Genomic DNA, 17,200 nt, shown 5'->3' with positions numbered 1-17,200 from the left:
TTTGGGATGGCATCGGGATTTGTGGCGTGATGAAAATCCAATGTGGGAGCGAGCTTGCTCGCGAAAGCAGTGGGTCAGGCAACATTGATGTTGACTGTGCTGACGCCTTCGCGAGCAAGCTCGCTCCCACAGGTTTCAGAGGGTGTTCGGGAGATCCGCGCTTACTCCGTGATCTTCTCGAAATTACGATAGAACATGTCCCCTTCCCGGCTGTCGGTCATCGAGTGCAGTTGGTAGCTGCGGCTCAGTCGCGCACCACCGTCACGGGTCAGTGGGGCCCAGACCAGGTTGGCGCGGCGCATGGTCGACATGCTCATCATTTCGTCGAACGGGATCGACAGGTAGATGCCTTTGTCGAAACTACCCTCGCCATACTCGGCACTGCCCGCCGTGGTAATCGTCGCCCAGGCGCCAAAGCGCACGCCATTGAAAAACTCGCGCGAGATGTCCAGCGTGCCGCCCCAGTCTCCGGCCAGGTAACGCCCAACACTAACCGCCGCCAACGTATCGAACGGCAAATCGGTATAGCCAGTGATATGCCCCGTCACCACCGAGTAATCGCGCAGCGCAAAGCCTTGATCGAAATCACGCTGCCGCACCCAGTTGATATCCGCACCCACCGACCAGCGCTCGCCGGTCGGGCGGAACAGTACCTCACCGCCGACACCGGCAAACATCGACTCCAGATAACCGCCGTAGACCATGCCATACAGGTCTTTATCCAGTTGCTCGGCATGACTGACCTGGAACAACGGCATGGTGGTGTTAGACGTGGTCAGGTACTGACGCAAATCCGTGCGCACACGCGGCAGACCGCTCGGCGCATCGTAGGTGAATTTATCGAAGTTGTTGGCCAGGTTGGCACTGAGCAAACCGCTCCACCAGGTGTTGCGGTTAAAGCGATATTCAGCGTCGGCATCAGCACTCAATTGATAGAGCAAGCCATCCGGGCCGCCGACGTTCTGCTTGAAGCCCAGCCCCACGCCATAGCTGAAATGCTGCGGCGCTTCGGTGTAGAGGGTCTTCTCGTTGTGCGGCATCGCCGGGTTGATCTCGGTGGTGCGGTGCAGCGACTCAAGTGGCTCTTCGTTGTTGATCACTTCGCGGAAGGTCTGGCGCGGCACGCTGGTTTCTTCCAGCGGCAAGTCGTAGCGCTTGTTGACCACGGTGAACCAGTCGATGTCGTCGTTGACGCTGTTGTCGAGAATCCGGCTCGCCCGCCCGACAGCCTTGGACGAATGGAAGTAGCGCTGCTGCTCGCCATACACGATCAGCTCGGAATCACGCTGCGCAATGCGCTCGACCTTGTAGCCGGCATTCTGCTGCAAACGCTGCGAGACGTTGGCCCAGTTGACCTGATCCATTGCCGTGGTCGGTGCCTTCGCCGGCAGCGGTTCCGGGGTCGGATCGTAAGTCTTGGCCGGTGCCTTGCGGCTGACAAAATTGGTGTGGAAAGTCACGCCGAACATCGCCGTATTACCGCGCTCCCACGCCGCGCTGACATCGACCGAATCGGTGACTTTGAACACCGCGCCAAGGTTGATCGGCGAGTCCTGTTTGATCTCGTTGTCCTTCGGCTCGTGCTTGTAGTCGTTGCCCTCAAATTCGAGTTTCAGGCTGAGGCGATCCCACGGCGTCTGATAGCTCACGCCACCGAAAAACGACGGCCGACCACGGAAGTACGAACCCGAGTTGACGTCACCGGTGCCTTCCAGGGCCGGGCGGGTATCGAAGCGATCGCTGACGTAGCCCAACGGGTTGTCGATGTCGCCGCGATTACCGAGGTAACCCCAGGCAATCCCGGCGCTGAAATCGAAATTGTCGTAACGCTTGTTAGCGACGAAAAATTCACTGGAGAACAAGCCGGTACCGCCGACGTCTCGGAAGCCCAGGGCCACGTCGGGCAACCAGTGGCTTTCCTGCCACAGCCGGACTTTGACGTCGACCGCCTTGTCCTTATAGCTTTGACTGCCGCTGAGGGCCTCCGAGCCGTACGGCCGGTTGGTGATCGCGGTGTAACGAAACGAACCTTCGAGCCAGTCCAGCGGTTGCAACGACACGCTGTAGCGACTGTACGGATCGGTGCGGTTGGCGTTGACGCTCAACTCGCCGGCCGGGGCCATGCGCGCGGTCGGCGTCTGCAACAGACCGGTGCCACCGAAGTCATTCTGGGTAATGCGCGGCTCTGCATGAGCCAAACCACACGGCAATAACAACACAGCTGCAAAACGTAACTTCAACGAACCACCTCGGCCAGCTGCGTGGCAATAAATTCAGCCAACTGCTGATTCAGCTCAGGGATAGGCGGATCAAGATCATCATTTTTCACCGGCACCAGAATCTTGCTGCCGGCCACGGGGAATTGCCCGCTCTCGCGATTCCAGTGGGCAATGCCGACGCGCCGCGACTCGCCATTGGGCTGAATCAGCCACAGGTAATCGGCTTCGGCATCGCTCAGGATCGAGCAGCCTTGCAGGTATTCACGGGCTTCCTGCAACGGCTCATACGGCAAGTGGCAAGGCTCGGCGACGGCACCGAGCACTTGCACTTCGTCGACGCGTTTCGGGTAGATCAGACGATCACCGTCGTCGAGGCGAATGTTGCGCGCGAAGCCGACTTCCAGCGCCACAGGATCAAGATCGGCAATCTGCCGTCCCGTCACCGGCATCTGCCGCACTTCTTCGGCAATGCGCTGCGCCAGCGCCGCACGACTCGGCCGGTCGAACAGCATCGACATGCGTTGCAGCACGTCGAGATCGAACAGCACGCCAACCTTGAGCCGTGTCTGCTCCTCAATCAGCGACTGCCGCAACAACCCGCCCGCCAGCCAATAGCCTTCGGCATTCGGCACGGCTTCACTGATCACATCGAGCAAGCGCCCGCCGGGTGGCAGCGGAACTGGCCCGGGATTGGCGACATCGCCCGAGACCGTGACGGCGGCCTGGCTGACACTCGCGACCAGCACCAGGCTCGCCGATAACATTTTCAGGCGCATCACGGCAGGTGCCTGCGATCAGGGGTCAGTTGCACGAACTTGACGCGCAACTGCGTCGTCAGCTGCTGCTCGCTCTGCAAAATGAAACCGTCACGCGGGTCGACCCAGTAACGATTGGTCGCGCTCAGGCCGATGGCCGGGGCCTCAATCTGCTCATCGACACGCAGCACGGTGTATTCCTTGTCGAGAATCTGCAGGGTCTGTTCCGAGCGGCGCGAGAAGCGGCTGTTGACGATCACCCCGACTTCCTGGCCCTTGTAGAGGTCGATCCAGCGCCGCGTGGTGAAACCATCGGCGACGTGATGCAGGCCTTGTTTGAACGGCGAGTCGTCGGCCAGCCGCGTGCCATCCAGATCACCTTCCAGACCCAGGCCAATGCTGCGCACGGCGAGGCCATTACGCAGCAGCAGCACTTGTTTGCCCGAGGCGACCCAGAACTGCAGGTCTTCACGCTCGCGCACCAGCGCCAGCACCCCGGAGCCAGACGGCGTGGTCAGTTTCAGTTGCGGGTAGTTGACCCCAGCGACCTCGGCCGCCGACACGTCGACTTCATCCGGGCCGACCACCGCCGCTTTAAGGTTGTTCAGTGAAGCGCTCATCAGCGGGTTACAGCCGCACAGCAACGAGGCCGCCATCAGGCACAGGCCAACTTTCAAAATGTTCAAAGTCGGCGACCTTATTTGCTGTTGTTACTGTATTCGCTCCAGTTCTTCGCAGCGGAAGCGCCAGTGCCGACAATCGATGCCGACGGCACCAATTGGCTGATCAGACGGTTCCAGCGAGTCACGTTGGCAGGCCCGACATACACCACGTCCTGCGGGCGGACTTCGAAGTGCGAGGCGAGCGCCATGGCGGTCGGCGACTCGGCTTCCAGCTGGTAGATCTTCGCCGGTTCGACATCGAGGTTTTCCACGCCACGAATGACGTACACCGCGTTGCCGTTGGAGGTGGTCTGGCTCAAGCCGCCGACCGAACCGAGCACATCGGTGAGGTTCATTGTCGCGGTCTTGAAACTCAGGGCTCGCGGTTGGTTGACCTCACCCATCACGTAGATGCGCTTGTTGTCGTTGTACGGCAGATACAGCTGATCGCCACCCTTGAGGTAAACGTTCTGCAACTCGGAATCCTGCTGATTGAGCGAGTCGAGATTCAGCGGATAAGTGCGGCCGTTACGCGTCAGCAGCAGCCCGGACAAATCGGCGTTGTTGGTGTCGATACCGGCCGAGCCGAGGGCTTCGACCACGCTCAGCGGATTGGTGGAAATCGCTTGCGGGCCGGCCTTGGCCACCGCACCGGTGACCACGACTTTCTGACTGGCGAAACGCAACACCGCGACATCCACTTGCGGCTCGGCGATGAACGCCGACAGCCGCTGTTCAATGTCCGAGCGCAGTTGCTGGATGGTCCGGCCGGCGGCCTGGACTTCCTTGATGAACGGGTAATAGAGCGTGCCGTCGGAACGCACCAGTCGGCCGTTGGCATCGATCTGTTGTTGCGCGCCCGATGGTGCCGTCAGCTCGGGGTGATCCCACACGGTGATGTAGAGAACATCGTTGTTGCCGATGCGGTATTCGGCCGGGGTCGCCAACAGCTCCGCCGGCACTGACTCACGCTTTTGCGTGGCGCGATTCATGGCGATCAACTTGGGGGTGATCGGAATCAGCTCGACCCGACTGCTTTCGCTGGCGCCCTGGCGGGTAATGCTACCGGTGCTGAGGTATTGACCGGGGGAAAACATGCAACCTTGCAAAGCGAGACTTGCCAACATTAAAAGATAAACACTACGAGTCATAATGGCACTACGCTATTCAAGGGCGAATCCTAAAACAAAGTCACCCGACTTACGTCGGGCGACCTTGTACTGCACTAACAAATGTTCCTGTTAGTTATGCGTGCCGGTGGTACCGGTGGTACCCGTGGTACCGGTAGTACCGCCATTGGCACTGCCACCGCTGTTAGACGCCGCTACTGCGCTGGCGACCATTGCAGTACTGGCTGCCGGCGCTTGAGAAGCCGCCACATTGCCACCTACATTGGTCACCGCCGTCAGCGGTGCTTCAGCGGCGGCAGCCCAGTTGCTCAACATCGTCAACAGGGCAACTGCCATCACTTTTTTCATAACAACTCCTTTCTAACATTCGACCTGTTAAAAAACCGGTCTGAGTTAGAGGTGGTAGCGTTCAAGTCCGCAAAAAGCGCGAACAAGATCCGTTGTTCTTTCACAGTCTTACCCAACTGATAAAAGTCGAACGGCAGGTTTATATCTACGGACTTGCAAAAGGCATTGCCAGTGTAATTTCCCGACGTTATCTAACAAGCTGACTGAAAATAACATTGGACTAAATGGCCATCATCGCAAGTAGCCTTTGGGATGGTTCGATTGCCAGCGCCAAGTGTCAGTGACCATATCCTGCAAGTTGCGCGTGGCTTTCCAGCCCAACTCTTTTGCAGCCTTGGAAGCATCGGCCCAACTCTCGGCGATATCCCCGGAGCGGCGCGGCATCATCCGATACGGCACCGGTTGCCCGCAGGCCTGCTCGAAGGCGTGGAGCACTTGCAGCACGCTGTAGCCATCGCCGGTGCCGAGGTTCCAGGTATGAATACCAGTGCGCGCGGAGATCGACTGCAACGCCTTCAAATGCCCGTCCGCCAGATCGACGACGTGGATGTAATCGCGCACGCCAGTGCCATCGACGGTGGGGTAATCGTTGCCGAAAATCGACAATTCCTGAAGGCTGCCGACCGCCACCTGGCTAATGTAAGGCACCAGATTATTGGGGATGCCGTTGGGGTCTTCGCCCATGTGGCCGCTGTCGTGCGCGCCGATCGGATTGAAGTAGCGCAGCAAGGCGATGCTCCAGCGCGGCTCGGCCTGGCTCAGGTCGCGCAGGACGTTCTCGACGATCAGCTTGGACTGGCCGTAGGGATTGGTCGGGTTGCCGGTGGGGAAGTCCTCGCGGATCGGCATCTGTTCGGGCTCGCCATATACGGTGGCCGACGAACTGAACACCAGGCGAAACACCCCCGCCGCCGCCATCGCCTGGCATAGATTAATGCTGCCGCTGACGTTGGTTTCGTAGTATTCGAGCGGTTTGCGCACGCTCTCGCCGACGGCTTTCAGGCCGGCAAAATGCAGCACCGCTTCGATGTTGTGCTCGCGAAAGATGCGGTCGAGCAGCGCCCGATCACAGACATCGCCGCGGATCATCCAGGCACTCTTGCCGCAGATGGTTTCAACGGCGTGCAACGCTGCTTCGCTGCTGTTACAAAGATTATCCAGTACGACAACTTCATAACCTGCTTCAAGCAGCGCAAGTGTGGTGTGCGAGCCGATATAGCCGGCGCCACCCGTTACCAGAATCTTCATAGCGCGGTCCGTCATTGGATAAGTACCGAGTGGGTGTCAAGCTTCTTGTGCTGGAGATGTGTCACAATCCACACAAACAAGCCGACAACAACCTCAAACAAAATTAGTTCAATGACTGGCCATAATTATTTTGCCAGTTCAAACTGTATTGCCCGGTACTTATTAGCACTGCAAGTGCACCAATCACTATCAACAGATACCGACTAAAAATAACTAATAACGCGCTAACCGACATCTCATAACATTGCCGGCTTTTACCCCCTCGATTAATTGCCATTAACAACCTGACTCAGGTATTAAAGCAGGCGTTCAATATTATTCAAACTTGCACGCCCTCATTGAGTGCGTGCATTTGTCGCCTGTGTTCCATGACTGTCCAGGATACTTTTATGATTCGTAAATGTTTGTTCCCCGCTGCCGGCTATGGCACGCGTTTCCTGCCGGCCACCAAAGCCATGCCGAAAGAGATGCTGCCGATCGTCAACAAGCCGTTGATCGAATACGCCGTTGAAGAAGCGCGGGACGCCGGCCTGCAACACATGGCCATCGTCACCGGTCGTGGCAAGCGTGCGCTGGAAGACCATTTCGACATCAGCTACGAACTCGAACACCAGATCCGTGGCACCGAGAAAGAGAAATTCCTCGCCGGCACCCGCGAGCTGATCGACACCTGCACCTTCTCCTACACCCGTCAGGTGGAAATGAAGGGCCTCGGTCACGCGATTCTCAGCGGTCGTCCGCTGATCGGCGACGAGCCCTTCGCCGTGGTGCTGGCCGATGACCTGTGCCTGAACCTGGAAGGTGACGGCGTCCTGACGCAGATGATCCAGTTGTACAAGAAATTCCGCTGCTCGATCGTCGCCATCCAGGAAGTCCCGGCCGACCAGACGCACAAGTACGGGGTAATCGCCGGCGAGCTGATGTCCGACGGCATTTACCGGGTCAACAACATGGTGGAAAAACCGGCCCCGCAAGACGCGCCGTCGAACCTCGCGATCATCGGCCGCTACATCCTCACACCGGACATTTTCGACCTGATCGCCGACACCCAACCGGGCAAGGGCGGCGAAATCCAGATCACCGACGCGCTGATGAAACAGGCGCAGAACGGTTGCGTACTGGCCTACAAATTCAAAGGCCTGCGCTTTGACTGCGGTGATGCCGAGGGTTACTTGCAGGCGACCAATTTCTGCTACGAAAACGTCTATCTCAAGGGCCGCTGAGACGGCTCCGCTCCCTACCCCACGAGGCCACTATGAACATTGCACAACATTCCGTAGAGATTGAACGCGAGATGGGTAACCTCGGGGTGATGAGCTGGCTGTCGCGCCATCAACCGTTGCCCAGCGCCAATGAGTCCTGGCTGGGCACGATTCTGCTGGTGGAGCGGATTGGCGTGTTTCCCGCGTCCGGCGATATTCGCCGGCCGCTGCGCGATCCGTATCCGCTGCTCGCGCATCTGAAAAAGCTTTACGGCGAGCAGGCGCTGGAGATGGATGACCGTGACGGGCTGAAAGTGATCTTCAGCGACTGGCGCTTCCGGGTGCGGATTTGCTGTAACGACCCGGCGATCATCATCAACGTTGAGACTCGCTGCGATACGCGCTTGATGCCGCAGAGGATTGCGGAGTTGCTCGAGCAAGTCGACGCCTTCGAATAACGCCTCTCGCCTGATCTTTCCCACGCAGAGCGTGGGAACGATCATTACTGGGCGGCATCGCACCGGTCCTTGGCCCCCATGATCCAGCCGTAGAAGTAATCGGCAATCACCTTCCCGCCCGTGGCCGGCAGCGGATGAATCTTGTCCGGGCCGATCATCGCCGCCGCGTAGCGCTTAACATCGGGGCCGAACGCGCATTGCAGGTTGGCGTACCCCAGATGCTGCTCGCGCGCCCACGGCTCAAGCACCTGCGCATACGCCGACATCGGATAAGCGCTGGAGCGCGTGGTGTCCTGACGCATGATCAGGTTGATGCTCGCCTGCGGCTGAATCTCGCGCAGCATGCCCACCAGCCCCTGAACGTTCTGCAGGTACTGCGCAGGCTTCACGCCGAAGCCCTGATCGTTGCCACCGAGCATGATCAGGTAAACATCAGCGGGAATCTTCGACACCGCGGCTTTCCACTGCACCTGCCATTGCGGATCCTTGTGATAGAAATCGGCGGAGGCCGCACCGGAAGCCGCCAGTTTCGACACGCGTATGCCGTTCTGATCGTTACGCATCCACAGGCCGAACAACGTTGGTGCGCCCTTCACCACTTCCAGTTTGAAGGACCAGTCTTTCGCTGCGGACAGGCCCGCCAATGGCACTTCCTGAACCCCGGCGCCTGTCAGCGTCATGGGCTGCCAATCTTGTGAAGGTGACCAGCGGTAACGGATCTCAGAGGATTCGCCAGTGCCGAGGTAAAGCAATTTCGCCTGAGTAACTGCCGTATCGATGCGCGGCGTCGGACTCGCATCCACTTGCAACCACGCGCCGGGGTGGCCCGTGACTGTGCGACTGTCCGGACTCGCCTGCCCCAGGCCAGAAACTTTCCAGTCGCCTCCGAAGTACTTGTCGCTGCTGCGCGTGTATTTGAAATGCGTGCCACCCAACGCGGCACCGTGGTTGAAACCGACATAACCCGGCCCGGCAAAACCCACCTCCCCGGCCACGCGCTGCACCAGTTTGTTCAGGTAGAAATCCTGCCCGGCGCTGTAGCTGTCGCCGATCACCGAGACCGACAACACCGCGCCGCCCTTGCCTTCACGCCACTGCGCAAAACGCTCGCGGGCATCGCCCACCTCAACTACCGACGCTGCGACGGGTTGCGCGTCATCTACTGCCAACATGCAAAACTTCCTTCAGTCTGAAATGGCCCCTTCGCGAGCAAGCTCGCTCCCACAGGGATTGTGGTCATCTACAGGGATTGTGTGACTTGCAGAGATCCACTGTGGGAGCGAGCCTGCTCGCGAAGCTCTTAGCTGCTTTGGGTTTGCGGCACCGGAGTGATGGGCACCAACGGCTTCTTCTTCGCCGACCGCTCACCAAGGAACAACACCGAAGTGAAATTGAACCGACTGAAAACCATCGACAACACCACCGGCCCAAGCAAGCCACAACTCAAGCCGCCGAGCACCAGCAAGCTCTCATCCTTCACCCCCAACCGCCCCAGCACAAACCGCGACGTCGCCGCGAACAGCACATGAAACAGGAAAATCGCATAGGAATAACCACCGAGCCAGGTCAGCGCCTTCGAGCGCATATCACTCGACAACAACGCGATGCACGACACGCAACCCACGGTCAAACCAACCAAGCTACGACGATCGACAATCAACTCGCGATCAATCGCCGCCACGTACAACAGCGTCAGCGAAATCAGCACAAACACCACGGGCCCGATGACCTTGAAGCGCTGTTTCAGGGCGTCGACATTCTCCTGGCCAATCATCCCCGCGACAAAAAACGGCAGCAGATAAATCGCGCCGTTGATCCCGAACGCATCGAACTTGAACGGCGGCAACAGAAACAACACAGCCGCAAACGCGAACAACCCATACAGCCGCGTCGCCGAGCGCAGCATCCCGCGCCACTCCAGCAGCCCGACGAACATGAAAATGATGAACACCGCCTGCAGGAACCAGAAGTGATTCACCGGCACCCAGAACGACAACAACGCGTCGATCACGCCGACGTCCTTGTTCACCCCCGGCCCCACCGCTTGCAACACCGAGAACGGTACACCGACGCAAAACAGCGGCACGATCAAGCGGCGCACCTTGCCGCTGAAGAACGCGGAAAAGTCATTGCCACGGATTTTGTAGATCGAATAGATGTACCCGGAGATGAAGGTGAACAGCGGCATGCGCACGTACACCATCGAGTCGGCGATCACCCGGAACGGCGAGCCGATATCGATTTTCAAGCCACCGCCCAGCGGCCCGATGACGTGATAGAGCACCAGCAGCAGGCACGCCAGGCCACGCAGGGTTTCAATCTCCAGGGACTTTTTCTTGCTCGACATAAAGCACCTGCCTCAATTCAGAATTCGTGATTCAACCTGCACCGGTTTGTTCGCCCGCAGCATCAAGCCCAGGCCGACAAACAACACCGGCACCACCATCGAAAAGTGCCGGGCGAAGGAGCCGAAGTCCGGCTCGAACAGGCCTTGCACCAGCAGAAACGCCAACGGAATCGCAATCAGCTCCTTGGGTTTGGTCTGGATCGGTGCGCCTTTGTAGTCGGTCGAGGTGATGACTTTGAACAGCAGCAACGCGGTCATGATCATCAACGCGACGAAGATCACTTGCCCCGGCCCGGACAGCAGAATCAGTTCCACCGGGAACGACAGGCGGAAGAAGATGATCATCGAGTCCAGCGCCTGCGAAACGAAGTCGCTGCCAGTCAGCCACGACACGATCAACGATTTGGAGCCCTCCTCGCCCGCCGTGCGCAGTTCGTTGTTACTGGCGCGAATCGACGACACCGGGAAACCCAGGGCGAGCTGAATCGACATGGCCACCGCGAGGTAGAACAGGAACAGCATCAGGAAGAACGTGGTGCGAGACACGTACTTTTTCATCACGCAGACGCCGACCCACGACAGCGAAAACAGAATCCAGTAAGGCCGGATCAGCACGCCGTATATCACTGCCGAGAGAAAAAACCCGCCGCGATATTTGCGCGTCAGCGAGCTGAGCAGAATGCTCAACACCGCTACCGACACGATGATTTCCTTGGTCAGGTTCTCGAGGAAAAACGAGCGCACGATCCCCCACAGACACAACGTGCCGAAGATCGCCAACGGCATGCGCCGAAACACCACCACCGGTATCGCCGTGAGGAAAAAATTGCAGAACATGCCGTAGGCCCAGGCATTGGTCAGGTTAATCCCGGTGGGCCGCAGCAGGAACGCCGAGCACTCGTAGGACGAGCGATCCGGCGAGAACGGGTTCCAGAAGTTGCAGTTGTCGGCACGCGCGTAGGACGACCACAAAGTCATCGCATCCGGCCCCGGATCACGCGGGATCAGCAGCGGCATCGCCACCGACAGAAACAGCCCGGTGAAGAGGATCAGGAACGACACATACGAATCGAGTCGCTTGCCACGAAACTCGATGCACGGCAGTTTCAGGCCCATGACAATGCGGCCTTTTTCGCCTGGGTCGCACGGGTCAGCACAGCAATCACCACAAGCTGGACGATGATCGCGAAGACATTGCCCCACGCCGCGCCGTAAATCGAATAATGCTTGATCAGCAGATAGCTGACCGGCACTGACACCAGCAGGCAAATCGCCGCGCTGGCCAGTGATACCCGACTGTTTTTCGAGGCAATCAAACCGCCCCAGACAATGTCGCCAATCGCGCGCAAGGCGAAGGAAAAAATCAGCACAGCAAGAATCGCGTTGTCCGGACGTGGCACGCTGGTAGCGACGTAATCGAGCACCACGTTGAAGAACAGATAAATCGCCACCGCCACCGCCGCCGACACCACCAGCGAGCGCATGACCCACTTGTTGATGAACAGCTGCTTGACCGTGAACGCCTGCTGATCAGCCTGAAAACGCTTGGCCAGCACCGGGATGCCGACCACTGCCACCACCGCGTAAGACAACGCCTGCAAGGTGTTGGCCGCCGACCACGCGTAGACGTATTTACCGAGGGCAGCATAGGGTTCCAGATCGGCGATCAGAAAGCGCTCGGCGTATTGACTCAGCGCGATCAAACCAGTGCCGAGATAGAACGGTAACCCGGCCTTCCACACGGTACCCGTGGCCAACGTGCCGGCGACCCGGCCCTTGTGCTCGTTCACCACGATCAGGTAACCGGCGATGATCACCAGCACGTTGGCGGCGACCCACAGCCACAACACGCTGGCGATTCCCGACACCCAGTCGAGCATCATCCCGCCCACCGCCAACACCGCCCACAGGCCGGTCTTGATGAAGAACAGCAATGCGCCGGCTGTGGCTTTCTGCGCGGAAAACACGAACGAATTGATCTCGAACGACAGATGCTCAGTGAGCAATACCAGCGTCACGCAGAGGATCAGCGCAGTCGTCGCTTCGACCGTCTGAAACAGTGAATAGATCAGCACCGTCGCTACCGACAACAACAGCCCCACCGCCAGATACAGCAGCAGGACTTTGTCGACCACGCGGCGCGAACTGCCGCCGACACTGATCAGCCGATTGATCTCGGAACTGAAACCGACACTGTAAAACTTCGACGCGATCAACGACGCCGCGACCACCACGCCGTAAAAACCCAGCGCCTCATAACCGAGGTAATGGGTGATCGCCAACACCAGCAAAAACTTCGCGCCTAACGCTCCGCCGCGAAGCAGCAGCCGAAATATCATCGAACGACACCTTTGATGATCTCGTCCATGGCCACGGTTTTTGCTTCGATTTCACGGCAGGTGTCGGTCAGGCGCTTGCCGAAATTCGACAACGCATTCGGCGCGTAAACGGTGTCGATGATGGTGTCGACATTGATGTCGCCACCGTTGATCACCCAGTCCTCGACGCCCATGTCCTGATAGGCGCCAAAGCCTTTGCGCTCATAGCTGATGTGGTACGCCGGCACGCCGGAAAGCAGCGATTCGATGGCGCCGTGCAGACGCACGGAAATCACCAGGTCCGGCTGGTATTTGGCGATGGTCGCCTTCAACGACAGCAGGTCTTCAGTGATGCCCAGCTCGCGATAGAACGCGCCGTCATCGTTGCCACGCACCGCGCTCTGTACCGCACAGACGACTTTGCTTTTGTTCTTCAGGCGCTGCAGCAGCAACTTCAGATTGGCCACGTAAGCGACTTTCTTCTCCTTGCTCCACTCTGGCGGCTTGCGCAGCACCACGCACACCGTGGCTGGCGACGACGCGCAGCGGGTGAATTTCGCTTGCTGAAGGATTTTGCTCGCCAGCGACTGCACCGCCAGATCCGGCGCGCGGTAGACGTTGGCACAGGCATCGAAAATCGCCGAAGAACGATTGTCGCGCACGAACACCGCGTCGGCACTGGCGTAGTGCTCGACGATCTTGCTGCTCTCGCCGTGGAATGGGCCGATGCTTTGCGGCAGGTACACCGACGGCACTTTGCTGAGGATCGCGGTTTCCAGTTGCTTGGCGTGGCCGAGTTTCAGCTTGATGTGTTCGAAGGCACTTTTCGAACGCATGTAGCCGCCGCCGACGCCGACGATCAGATCGGTTTTCTTCAGCAGGTCAGCCAGTCCTGCGTAAGACTGATTGAGGAACACCGCTTGCTTGACCCGGCCCAAGCCCTTGGCCGCCATCACCGGGGCGTCGAAACGCGGGTGCGGCAAGTAGCTGAAAGAGTCCGGATCGGACGCGACGACACTGATCGCGGTGTCTTCACCAAAGTTGCGCTGCACCAGCGCGATGGCCAGATCGACGAGCAGGCCGTCACCGGAGTTGGACGCACTGTAGCCATGCAAAATCGTTACGTTCATATGCTTGAGTTCTACTTAAAAAGTGGGAGCGCGATACAGGTCGTAGGTCTGGCGAATCATCAACGCGGCGCTGAAACGCTCGCGGACGATGCTCCGTCCTTCATTGCCGAGGTCGAGCAGGCGTGGCTTCTGGATGATCGTTAGCACGTCGGCCAATGCCTGGTGATCGCCGGAGGGAAAGACGTAGCCGGACACTTCGTTGGTGACCAGTTCAGGCAGCGAGGTGCAATTGCTGGCGATCACCGGCAAACCCATGGCCATGCCTTCCAGCGGCACCATGGCGAAACCTTCCCAGCGACTCGGCACGATCAACGCGTCGGCTTGCTGGTAAAGCGCCTGCACTTCGCTCGGCGTGACCCATGGCAAATACTCGACGGCGTCCATCGGTGGGCACTCCACCGCATCCTCGTTGACCGCGCTGCCGACCACGGTCAGTTTCAGGTCGTTGCGCTGCACGTTGGCGAAGGCCTTGAGCAACACGTCGAAGCCTTTCTGGTAATCGAGGCGACCGACAAACAGCAGATGAATCGGCTCGGGACTCGCCGCTTTAGGCTCGACGTCCTTACGGTGAATACCGTTGTAGATCAGCGTCATGCGCTTGCGCTCGATGCCGAACCGCGCGGCTTTGTCGAGTTCGTACTGGCTGACGCAAATGATCACGTCGGTGACTTTTTGCAGCACCCGCTCGATCCACGCATAGGCTTTCTGCTTGGTCGGCGAGCTTTCCATCAGGAACGAAAACGCGTGCGGGCAGTAGACGATTTTCGGCTTGCGCCACGGTCGCAACAGCACGCAGACACACCGGCCAATCACCCCGGAAAAGGTGCTGTGCAAATGCACCACATCAGGTTTTTCCTTGAGCATCACCTGAGTCAGGCGCCAGGCGAAACGCAGCAACGACGGCACATTGCGCCCGGTGCGGGGAAAGGTGCGGATCTGTTCCTCGCCAATGCCGTGCAACTCTTTGGCCTGATCCTCCGGGACCAGATACACCAGCTCGTAGTTCGCCGCATCGCCTTCAGGCGACGCCGAAATCGTACGGATGACCGTCGCGACGCCACCTTTGATCGTCTCTGCCACGTGCAGTATTTTCTTCACAAATCACCCACTTCAAAGAGGAAAAAACAGTCGCTGACAGTCAGGATTTGTCGGACGCGTATTCGTAGTTGTAATAGCCGTAACCACCGTTGCCGTAGTAGCTGGCGGCGCGCTTCTCGACGCCATTGAACACCGCGCCTTTGAGCTCGATGCCGTTCTGCGCGAAGCGGCGAATGGTCAGTTCGATCTCTTTGGCCGGGTTCACCCCGAAGCGCGTGACGATCAGGCTAATCCCGGCTTCACGGCCAACGATGGCCGCATCGGTCACCGCCAGCAGTGGCGGCGTGTCGATGATCACCAGGTCATAGCGTTCGCTCAGTTCCGCCAGCAGTTCGCGGAAGTTGGCGTGCATCAACAGCTCGGAGGGATTGGGCGGCACCTGACCACGGCTGATGAAGTGCAGGTTGTCGACTTCGACTTTGTTGATTGCCTGATCGATGCTGCAACGCTTGACCAGCAGGTCGGACAAACCGTTGGTGATCGGCGTGTTGAGGGTTTTGTGCAGGTGCCCTTTGCGCATGTCAGCGTCGATCAGCACCACGCGTTGGCCGCTCAACGCCATGACCGCCGCGAGGTTGGACGAGACGAAGGTCTTGCCGACTTGCGGGCTCGGCCCGGAAATCATGATGCGGTTGTTGGTCGAATCGAGGCCGGCGAAGTGCAAGCAGGTGCGCAGACTGCGGATCGATTCGATCGACAGATCGGTCGGGTTACGCAGCGCCAAAAGGTATGCCGGTTTGTCGACGCCATCGCGGGCGCGACCTTTTTTGTTGTCCTCTTCCTCCTGCAAGGCGCTGTAGGGAATCGAGGCGTACACCGGCAGGCCGAGTTGCTCGATGGCTTCCGGGCCTTCGAGACCACGGCTCAGGGATTTGCGCAGCAGCACCAGCGCCACGCCAACAAAGGCACCGAGGAACGTCGCGATGATAACGATCAGGGCTTTTTTCGGTTTGACCGGACTGGTCAGGTCGACATCCGCCGCATCGACCAAACGCACGTTCCCCACGGCACCGGCACGGACGATGTCCAGCTCCTGGGACTTGTTCAGCAACTGCGTGTAGATCTGCGAAGCGACTTCGACATCGCGGGTCAGGTTGAGCAGCTCTTGTTGGGTCGCGGGCAGATCGCCGACCTTGCCTTCCAGCGACTTCTGTTGCTGGGTCAGCTCGCCGATCTGGCTCATTAATGCGCGATAGGCCGGGTGCTGTTTGGTGAACTTGCGGTCCATCTCCGCCTGCTGCATTTTCAGCTCGGAGATCCGCGTTTCCAAGGCCACGGACTGACCGAGCACCGATTGCGTTTCCAGCGAGATGTTCACGGTCTTGCCGTGGGTCTGATAGGCGTTCAGCGCATCGCTGGCCTTGGCCAGATCACGTTTGACCTGCGGCAACTGGCTTTGCAGGAAAGCCAGACTCTGCGCCGCTTCCGCCGAAGTGCGACGCACGTTCTGATCGACGTACAGCGCGGCGATCTTGTTCAGAATCTTCACCGCTTCAGCGGCGTCGGAACTGGCCAGCGCCAGACGGATAATCCCCGACTCCTTGCCCTGCTCGGAGATATCAAGCGCGTCCTGATAACCCTGAATCGTCACGATCCGCGGGTTACGCACCACTTCGAAACGCGTGCCGGGGTTGGCCTGCAGTTGCGAGATCTGCCCTTCCACGCCGTCCTGCGCGAACGCTTCACCGGCGACGCCTTCGACCAGCAGGTTGTCGTTGTCATCGAGCAACTGGAAGTGCTTTTGTTCACCGGCAATCAGGGTGAGTTTTTTGCCGAGCAGTTCTTTCGGCAGATTGAGCCGGGCGAACTCCAGACGCTCACCGCCCCAGGCGTAGCTGTTCAAACCGAAACGCGGCACAGCGACGCTGGTCTCGGTCTCACCGCGATAACGCCGGGCGAGAAAGCCGCCAATCATCGGGAAGGTGTTGGGGGTGACATCGATGTCCAGACGCAGGTCATCGACGGTTTTGCCGATCACCGCGCGGGACTTGATGATGCCGATTTCGGTCACCGATGGCGATTGCCCACCGAGCATGCTGTTGAGGTCGGAGAAGCCGAGCATGTCGTTCTTTTTCGGCTCGACCTGCACCAGCGCGTTCGCCAGGTAAACCGGGGTGGCCAACACCGCGTAAGCCACGCCGGTGACCATGAAGGCGCCGGTGAGCGCGCCGATCAACCACTTCTGGTCGATCAAACTGCCGAATATGCCGAGAAGATCAATACTGTCTTGATCATTGTCGCGGGTGCCGATGACGGACGGTAACTGCATAAGTCTGTTCTTACCA

15 protein-coding genes are annotated in these 17,200 nt (G+C 59.0%); 2 read left to right on the top strand and 13 right to left on the bottom strand.

Annotated features, from left to right (window positions below):
• Positions 1–161: 161 nt before the first annotated feature.
• The 6 genes from A8O26_RS10235 to galE form a co-directional block, all read right to left on the bottom strand.
• The gene (locus A8O26_RS10235; protein WP_064117887.1) at positions 162–2,240 is read right to left on the bottom strand and encodes a YjbH domain-containing protein; all 2,079 of its coding nucleotides are present in this window, start codon (positions 2,238–2,240) and stop codon (positions 162–164) included.
• Positions 2,237–2,995, bottom strand: coding sequence for a capsule biosynthesis GfcC family protein (locus A8O26_RS10230; protein ID WP_064117886.1), 759 nt, complete (start codon positions 2,993–2,995; stop codon positions 2,237–2,239). Before A8O26_RS10230 ends, A8O26_RS10235 begins: the two co-directional genes overlap by 4 nt.
• Positions 2,995–3,660: a YjbF family lipoprotein gene (locus A8O26_RS10225; RefSeq protein WP_064117885.1), complete on the bottom strand. Its 666-nt coding sequence runs from the start codon at positions 3,658–3,660 to the stop codon at positions 2,995–2,997. The genes A8O26_RS10230 and A8O26_RS10225 overlap by 1 nt, the downstream gene beginning before the upstream one ends.
• Before the next feature lie 11 nt (positions 3,661–3,671).
• Complete coding sequence (locus A8O26_RS10220; RefSeq protein ID WP_064117884.1) at positions 3,672–4,733, bottom strand: polysaccharide biosynthesis/export family protein; 1,062 nt, start codon at positions 4,731–4,733, stop codon at positions 3,672–3,674.
• A 144-nt stretch (positions 4,734–4,877) separates the two neighbouring features.
• The gene (locus A8O26_RS10215; RefSeq protein WP_007910552.1) at positions 4,878–5,114 is read right to left on the bottom strand and encodes a hypothetical protein; all 237 of its coding nucleotides are present in this window, start codon (positions 5,112–5,114) and stop codon (positions 4,878–4,880) included.
• Positions 5,115–5,345: 231 nt separating this feature from the next.
• On the bottom strand, positions 5,346–6,362 hold the full coding sequence (gene galE, locus A8O26_RS10210; RefSeq protein WP_064117883.1) for a UDP-glucose 4-epimerase GalE: 1,017 nt from the start codon (positions 6,360–6,362) through the stop codon (positions 5,346–5,348).
• Positions 6,363–6,751: 389 nt separating this feature from the next.
• Here galE and galU point away from each other — a divergent pair, with 389 nt between their 5' ends.
• The gene (gene galU / locus A8O26_RS10205) at positions 6,752–7,585 is read left to right on the top strand and encodes a UTP--glucose-1-phosphate uridylyltransferase GalU (protein ID WP_064117882.1); all 834 of its coding nucleotides are present in this window, start codon (positions 6,752–6,754) and stop codon (positions 7,583–7,585) included.
• Positions 7,586–7,617: 32 nt separating this feature from the next.
• On the top strand, positions 7,618–8,022 hold the full coding sequence (locus tag A8O26_RS10200) for a hypothetical protein (protein WP_064117881.1): 405 nt from the start codon (positions 7,618–7,620) through the stop codon (positions 8,020–8,022).
• Positions 8,023–8,066: 44 nt separating this feature from the next.
• Here the strand turns inward: A8O26_RS10200 and A8O26_RS10195 are convergent, their stop codons facing one another.
• From A8O26_RS10195 to A8O26_RS10165, 7 genes are all read right to left on the bottom strand, one after another.
• On the bottom strand, positions 8,067–9,194 hold the full coding sequence (locus A8O26_RS10195; RefSeq protein WP_064117880.1) for an SGNH/GDSL hydrolase family protein: 1,128 nt from the start codon (positions 9,192–9,194) through the stop codon (positions 8,067–8,069).
• Positions 9,195–9,322: 128 nt separating this feature from the next.
• A complete protein-coding gene (locus A8O26_RS10190; protein ID WP_064117879.1) occupies positions 9,323–10,369 on the bottom strand; it encodes an acyltransferase family protein in 1,047 nt (348 codons plus the stop codon).
• 12 nt (positions 10,370–10,381) lie between these two features.
• Entirely contained in the window at positions 10,382–11,485 is a 1,104-nt protein-coding gene (locus A8O26_RS10185) for a hypothetical protein (protein ID WP_064117878.1), read from the bottom strand.
• A complete protein-coding gene (locus A8O26_RS10180; RefSeq protein WP_064117877.1) occupies positions 11,476–12,708 on the bottom strand; it encodes a polysaccharide biosynthesis C-terminal domain-containing protein in 1,233 nt (410 codons plus the stop codon). Before A8O26_RS10180 ends, A8O26_RS10185 begins: the two co-directional genes overlap by 10 nt.
• Positions 12,705–13,817 (bottom strand): polysaccharide pyruvyl transferase family protein, encoded by a 1,113-nt coding sequence (locus A8O26_RS10175; RefSeq protein ID WP_034156412.1) that lies wholly within the window; start codon positions 13,815–13,817, stop codon positions 12,705–12,707. The genes A8O26_RS10180 and A8O26_RS10175 overlap by 4 nt, the downstream gene beginning before the upstream one ends.
• 15 nt (positions 13,818–13,832) lie before the next feature.
• Positions 13,833–14,915, bottom strand: coding sequence for a glycosyltransferase (locus A8O26_RS10170; RefSeq protein ID WP_064117876.1), 1,083 nt, complete (start codon positions 14,913–14,915; stop codon positions 13,833–13,835).
• A gap of 40 nt (positions 14,916–14,955) precedes the next feature.
• Positions 14,956–17,184, bottom strand: a complete 2,229-nt coding sequence (locus tag A8O26_RS10165; RefSeq protein WP_064117875.1) for a polysaccharide biosynthesis tyrosine autokinase — start codon at positions 17,182–17,184, stop codon at positions 14,956–14,958.
• Between the last annotated feature and the right edge of the window lie 16 nt (positions 17,185–17,200).

Origin of the sequence: Pseudomonas fluorescens (assembly GCF_001648775.1) — a bacterium.
Lineage (GTDB): Bacteria > Pseudomonadota > Gammaproteobacteria > Pseudomonadales > Pseudomonadaceae > Aquipseudomonas > Aquipseudomonas fluorescens_M.
The sequence above is the reverse complement of the archived record's forward strand: the minus strand, read 5'-3'. Positions and strand labels throughout refer to the sequence as shown.